The organism is Bradyrhizobium sp., assembly GCF_035935975.1.
Lineage (GTDB): Bacteria > Pseudomonadota > Alphaproteobacteria > Rhizobiales > Xanthobacteraceae > Bradyrhizobium.
Genome location: NZ_DASYWN010000031.1, coordinates 33,941 through 40,378, shown reverse-complemented (window position 1 = coordinate 40,378; position 6,438 = coordinate 33,941). Strand labels below are relative to the sequence as shown.

6 protein-coding genes are annotated in these 6,438 nt (G+C 65.6%); 1 reads left to right on the top strand and 5 read right to left on the bottom strand.

Going from position 1 to position 6,438, the window contains the following annotated elements; all coding sequences use genetic code 11:
• Window positions 1–136 precede the first annotated feature (136 nt).
• The 5 genes from VGR99_RS17180 to ccmA all read right to left on the bottom strand — a co-directional run bounded on the left by VGR99_RS17180 (window position 137) and on the right by ccmA (window position 3,312).
• Window positions 137–730, bottom strand: a complete 594-nt coding sequence (locus VGR99_RS17180) for a DsbE family thiol:disulfide interchange protein (protein WP_326899829.1) — start codon at window positions 728–730, stop codon at window positions 137–139.
• A gap of 10 nt (window positions 731–740) precedes the next feature.
• Entirely contained in the window at window positions 741–926 is a 186-nt protein-coding gene (ccmD, locus tag VGR99_RS17175; RefSeq protein ID WP_414645126.1) for a heme exporter protein CcmD, read from the bottom strand.
• A complete protein-coding gene (locus tag VGR99_RS17170) occupies window positions 923–1,714 on the bottom strand; it encodes a heme ABC transporter permease (protein ID WP_326899825.1) in 792 nt (263 codons plus the stop codon). The genes ccmD and VGR99_RS17170 overlap by 4 nt, the downstream gene beginning before the upstream one ends.
• Window positions 1,715–1,790: 76 nt before the next feature.
• The gene (gene ccmB, locus VGR99_RS17165) at window positions 1,791–2,459 is read right to left on the bottom strand and encodes a heme exporter protein CcmB (protein WP_106947135.1); all 669 of its coding nucleotides are present in this window, start codon (window positions 2,457–2,459) and stop codon (window positions 1,791–1,793) included.
• Between the two features lie 250 nt (window positions 2,460–2,709).
• Window positions 2,710–3,312, bottom strand: a complete 603-nt coding sequence (ccmA, locus tag VGR99_RS17160) for a heme ABC exporter ATP-binding protein CcmA (protein ID WP_326899819.1) — start codon at window positions 3,310–3,312, stop codon at window positions 2,710–2,712.
• Window positions 3,313–3,553: 241 nt separating this feature from the next.
• Here ccmA and acnA point away from each other — a divergent pair, with 241 nt between their 5' ends.
• The gene (gene acnA / locus VGR99_RS17155) at window positions 3,554–6,274 is read left to right on the top strand and encodes an aconitate hydratase AcnA (protein ID WP_326899818.1); all 2,721 of its coding nucleotides are present in this window, start codon (window positions 3,554–3,556) and stop codon (window positions 6,272–6,274) included.
• Window positions 6,275–6,438 lie beyond the last annotated feature (164 nt).

The following is a 6,438-nucleotide window of genomic DNA, read 5'->3' as shown; positions in this document are numbered from 1 at the left end:
CCCGAATAATGCGAAGGCGAAGGTCCGGCGAGAGTGGTTTAGCCATGGGGGCTGGCCTCCATCACCAGCCCTCAGGGTGAATCACGATTTGCTTCCCAAGGGAATCCCTTCCGATTCCGCCAAGTCGGAAAATGCTCTAGCTCCCCGCCTTCAGCGCCTTCTCCATCTGCGGCAACAGCACCGTGCGCAAATTGTCCGGCGTGATCGGGCCCACCAGCTTGTAGACGATGGTGCCTTCGCGGCCGACGACGAAGGTCTCCGGCACGCCGTAGACGCCCCATTCGATCGAGGCACGGCCGTTGGCGTCGACGCCGACGCGGCCGAACGGGTTGCCGTAGCGGCCGAGGAAGCGGCGGGCGTTGTCGGCGGCATCCTTGTAATTGATGCCGACCAGCTGGAAGCGCTTGTCCTTGGCGAGCTCCGTCAGCAGCGGCGCCTCGTCGTGGCAGGGCACGCACCAGGAGGCCCAGACATTGACGAGGCTGACCTTGCCCTTGAATGCGGCGGGGTCGAGCCCCGGGACCTGCGCGTTGTCGGTCAGCAATCCCTCGAGGGGCGGCAGCGCGGTCTGCGGCGCGGGACGTCCGATCAGCGCGGAGGGAATCCGCGAGGGATCGCCGCTGCCGAGCTTGAACCAGAACAGCACCGCAAGGCCGATGAAGGCGATGAGCGGCAGCACCATCAGGAAGGTGCGGCGCTGTGCCGGTGCGGAGGTTGATTGTCCGCTCATGATTGAGCTCTCATGGCCGATCCGTCGCGCTGCGGCCCGAGCGGCGGGTGACGCCGCTGCGCTCAAGCTCGCGCAGGCGCTCCGTCTGGCTGCGATAGTCGAGCACGATCCAGCCGATCAGGATCACGACGACGAGCGCCGCTGCCGCATAGGACGTCACGATGAAGGACGCGTAGGGACCGAGCGACATGATCACACAGCCCCGACTTCGTTTGACGCGTTGTCTTGACGCGAACCGGCGCCCACATCGTTCGAAAACGCGACGCGGCTCGCCTGCATCATCTGCAGCGAGCGGACGCGCCGGCGCAGAATCTCGTTGCGCATCGCCGCCAGATGCAGCGTCACGAACAGCAGCGTGAAGCCGATCGCCATCACCAGCAGCGGGATCAGGAAGGATTTATCGAGCGTCGAGCCGCCCATGCGCATCACCGAAGCCGGCTGATGCAGCGTGTTCCACCAGTCGACCGAGAACTTGATGATCGGCAGGTTGATCGCGCCGACCAGGGTCAGCACCGCGGCGGCGCGCGCCGCGCGCGAGGGATCGTCGACCGCGCGCCACAGCGCCATCAGGCCGAGATACATCAGGAACAGGATCAGCACCGAGGTCAGCCGCGCATCCCATTCCCAATAGGTGCCCCACATCGGCCGGCCCCACAGCGAGCCCGTGAGCAGCGCCAGGAAGGTGAAGGCCGCGCCGATCGGAGCAGCCGCCTTCGCCGCGACGTCGGCGAGCGGATGCCGCCACACCAGCGTGCCGAGCGAGGCGATGCTCATCACGCCCCAGACGAACATCGACAGCCACGCATTGGGCACGTGGATGAACATGATCTTCACGGTCGCGCCCTGCTGGTAGTCGTCGGGCGCGTAGGCGGATTGATAGAGGCCGATGGTGAGCAGGATGACGGTCGCGGCCGCAAGCCACGGCAGCACCCGCGCCGAGAGCGCGAGGAACCTTGTGGGGTTGGCGAGGTCGATCAGCGACATGGTATCCTGATAATCACCGGGGGCTGCTCACGCAATCAGCATAAAAGCGGGCAGCGAAAGTTGATCGGGGTCAAGGTCAATCAAGTCCATGCCGCAGGCTCGCCGCCGCCGCGAACGGGCCGATCACCAGGCTGACCAGCGACAGCGCGCACAGGATCGAGAACGGCGCGCCGAACGTCATGGGGCCGACAATCACGGCCTGCGAGGCTGCAACGCCGAAAATCAGCACGGGAATCGAGAGCGGCAGCACCAGCACCGCCATCAGCAGCCCGCCCCGATGCAGCGTCACGGCGAGCGCCGCGCCGATCATGCCGGTGAAGGTCAGCGCCGGCGTACCCGCCAAAAGCGTCAGCGCCACGGCGCCGGTTGCGACCATGTCGAGGTTGAGCAGCAGGCCCAGCACGGGGGTTGCGACAATCAGCGGCAGGCCGGCCGCCAGCCAATGCGCCAGCGCCTTGGCCGCGCAGGCAAGTTCCAGCGGCGTCCGGCTCATCGTGATCAGGTCGAGCGAGCCGTCCTCATGGTCGGCCATGAACAGCCGGTCCAGCGTCAGCAGGCTCGCCAGCAGCGCGCCGAGCCAGAGGATGGCAGGCCCCAGCCGCGACAGCAGCGCCAGATCCGGCCCGACGGCGAAGGGCATCAGCACGACGACGGTCAGGAAAAACAGCACGCCGATGAGTGCCCCGCCGCCGACGCGCAGCGCGATCCGGACGTCCCGGCGGATGAGGGCGGCGAGGGCGGTCATTGGGTGGCCCTTTCGTGCCCCGCGGACGGTGCGCTCCCTCCCCCGTTGCGGGGGAGGGCGGGGGAGAGGGGTAGCCCCGGGAGAGATGCCCGTTTGGGGCGAGTCACCAGCAGCAGCGCGCCTGCCTCCCGAACGCTAGAACCGAAGCGCCCTGCCGTGCGGCACCCCTCTCCCTGACCCTCCTCCGCAAGGGGGGAGGGGACGGAGAGGGCGGTACCTGGCCGCTTGGAAAACTGAGGGTCCGCGATCCTCATGCCGTCCCCCCGATCCGCAGCTCCCGCGAATCGATCCCCAGCGGGGCGTGGGTGGCGGCGATGATCAGGCCGCCGCGGGCGAGGTGGTCGCGCATGAGGCCGCCGAACATGTCCTGTCCGGCGACATCCAGCGCGTTGGTGGGCTCGTCCAGCAGCCAGACTGGGCGGCGGACGGTCAGGAGCCGGGCCAGCGAGAGGCGGCGGCGCTGGCCGGCCGACAGGAAGCCGGCGGGCAGATGGGTGGCGTGATCGAGCCCGACGGTGGCGAGGCTTTCGGCGGCGTCAGAGCGCTCGCCGCCCAAGAAATCAGCCCAGAATGCCAGGTTTTCCGCCACGCTCAGCGCCGGCTTCAGGGCGTCGCGATGGCCGAGATAGTGACACTGCTCGGGCAGCGTCATGTCGGCGTCGCCCCCGTCCAGTACAATCGTCCCGCCGGCCGGAACGAGCAGGCCGGCGATCAGCCGCAGCAGCGAGGTCTTGCCCGAGCCGTTGCGGCCGACCACGGCCACGGCTTCGCCCGACACTGCCGCGAAATCGAGCCCGGAGAACACTTCGCGGCCGCCGCGCACGCAGGCGACCCCGCGTCCGGACAGCTGCATCTTGCCTGGTACCAACCCGTTCACAGCCAGGCCTCAGGAAAACTTGGGGTAGCGCATCAGAATTTGTGGCTCGCGACTTGCTGGGGTTCGATTGTGGCTGTGGCGGCGCGGTTAGAAAGCTTCTATAAGCCCGGAACTACTTGATGCAGCAACTCAACCTGCCCCTGCAAGCGACCCAGCCTGCTACGCTGACGGTGTTAAAATACCCTGCCGGGTATAACTAACAATTGGGATTTCCTACATGACCTCGCTCGACAGCTTCAAATGCAAAAAGACCCTCAAGGTCGGCGCCAAGACCTATGTCTATTACAGCCTGCCCACGGCCGAGAAGAATGGTCTGAAGGGAATTTCGAAACTCCCCTATTCGATGAAGGTCCTGCTCGAGAACCTCCTCCGCAACGAGGACGGCCGCTCGGTCAAGAAGGAAGACATCGTCGCGGTGTCGAAGTGGCTGCGCAAGAAGTCGCTGGAGCATGAGATCGCGTTCCGTCCCGCGCGCGTGCTGATGCAGGACTTCACCGGCGTTCCCGCGGTCGTCGACCTCGCCGCGATGCGCAATGCGATGCAGAAGCTCGGCGGCGATGCCGAGAAGATCAACCCGCTGGTGCCGGTCGACCTCGTCATCGACCACTCCGTGATCGTGAACTTCTTCGGCGACAACAAGGCTTTCGCCAAGAACGTCACTGAAGAGTACAAGCAGAACCAGGAGCGCTACGAGTTCCTGAAGTGGGGCCAGAAGGCGTTCTCGAACTTCTCGGTCGTGCCGCCCGGCACCGGCATCTGCCACCAGGTCAATCTCGAATATCTCTCCCAGACGGTGTGGACCAAGAAGGAGAAGATGACGGTCGGCAAGAAGACCGGCACCTTCGAGGTCGCCTATCCCGACTCGCTGGTCGGCACCGACTCGCACACCACCATGGTCAACGGTCTCGCCGTGCTCGGCTGGGGTGTCGGCGGCATCGAGGCGGAAGCCTGCATGCTCGGCCAGCCGCTGTCGATGCTGCTGCCGAACGTCGTCGGCTTCAAGCTGAAGGGCGCGATGAAGGAAGGCGTCACCGCCACCGACCTCGTGCTGACCGTCACGCAGATGCTGCGCAAGCTCGGCGTGGTCGGCAAGTTCGTCGAGTTCTTCGGCCCCGGCCTCGACAACCTCTCGGTCGCCGACAAGGCCACGATCGCCAACATGGCGCCCGAATACGGCGCGACCTGCGGCTTCTTCCCGGTTGACGCCGCCGCGATCGACTATCTCAAGACCTCGGGCCGCGCGCCGGCGCGCGTCGCGCTGGTGCAGGCCTATGCGAAGGCGCAAGGGCTGTTCCGCACCGCCAAGTCGGCCGATCCGGTGTTCACGGAAACGCTGACGCTCGACCTCGCCGACGTCGTGCCGTCGATGGCCGGCCCGAAGCGTCCCGAAGGCCGCATCGCGCTGCCGTCGGTCGCCGAAGGTTTCTCGCTCGCGCTCGGCACCGAGTACAAGAAGGCCGAGGAGCCCAACAAGCGCTTCGCCGTCGAAGGCAAGAAGTACGAGATCGGCCATGGCGACGTCGTCATCGCCGCCATCACCTCCTGCACCAATACCTCGAACCCCAGCGTGCTGATCGGTGCCGGCTTGCTCGCGCGCAATGCTGCCGCCAAGGGCCTCAAGGCCAAGCCGTGGGTGAAGACCTCGCTCGCCCCGGGCAGCCAGGTGGTCGCCGGCTATCTCGCGGACTCCGGCCTGCAGGCCGATCTCGACAAGGTCGGCTTCAACCTGGTCGGCTTCGGCTGCACCACCTGCATCGGCAATTCCGGCCCGCTGCCGGAGGAGATCTCGAAGTCGATCAACGACAACGGCATCGTCGCCGCCGCCGTGCTCTCCGGTAACCGCAACTTCGAAGGCCGCGTCTCGCCGGACGTGCAGGCGAACTATCTCGCCTCGCCGCCGCTGGTCGTCGCGCACGCGCTCGCCGGCAGCGTCACCAAGAACCTCGCCGTCGAGCCGCTCGGCGAAGGCAAGGACGGCAAGCCGGTGTACCTCAAGGACATCTGGCCGACGACCAAGGAGATCAACGCCTTCATGAAGAAGTTCGTGACCGCGTCGATCTTCAAGAAGAAGTACGCCGACGTGTTCAAGGGCGACACCAACTGGCGCAAGATCAAGACGGTCGAGAGCGAGACCTATCGCTGGAACATGTCTTCGACCTACGTGCAGAACCCGCCCTACTTCGAAGGCATGAAGAAGGAGCCGGAGCCGGTCACCGATATCATCGAGGCGCGCATCCTCGCCATGTTCGGCGACAAGATCACCACCGACCACATCTCGCCGGCCGGTTCGATCAAGCTCACCTCGCCCGCTGGCAAATATCTCAGCGAGCACCAGGTGCGCCCCGCCGACTTCAACCAGTACGGCACGCGTCGCGGCAACCACGAAGTCATGATGCGCGGCACCTTCGCCAACATCCGCATCAAGAACTTCATGCTGAAGGGCGCCGACGGCAACATTCCGGAAGGCGGTCTTACCAAGCACTGGCCCGACGGCGAGCAGATGTCGATCTACGACGCCGCGATGAAGTACCAGCAGGAGCAGGTGCCGCTGGTCGTGTTCGCCGGCGCCGAATACGGCAACGGCTCCTCGCGCGACTGGGCTGCGAAGGGCACGCGTCTGCTCGGCGTTCGCGCCGTGATCTGCCAGAGCTTCGAGCGCATCCATCGCTCGAACCTGGTCGGTATGGGCGTGCTGCCGCTGACCTTCGAGGAAGGCACCTCGTGGTCGTCGCTCGGCCTGAAGGGCGACGAGAAGGTCACGTTGCGTGGTCTGGTCGGCGATCTCAAGCCGCGCCAGAAGCTGACCGCGGAAATCGTCTCCGGTGACGGCTCGTTGCAGCGCGTTTCGCTGCTTTGCCGCATCGATACGCTCGACGAGCTCGATTACTATCGGAACGGCGGCATTCTGCACTACGTGCTGCGCAAGCTCGCGGCCTAAGCGCGAATTTGTGAACGGTGGCTCACCGCGACGTGAGTAGAAGGTTAAACGAAGGCGGCCTATCACAAGGCCGCCTTCGCGCGTTTGCGGCATGTTTCGGATGGGCCCGCCAAGTGGAAATCCCGCTCAGGACGGTTGAATCTGCCGCGCCCCGTAAGACTACG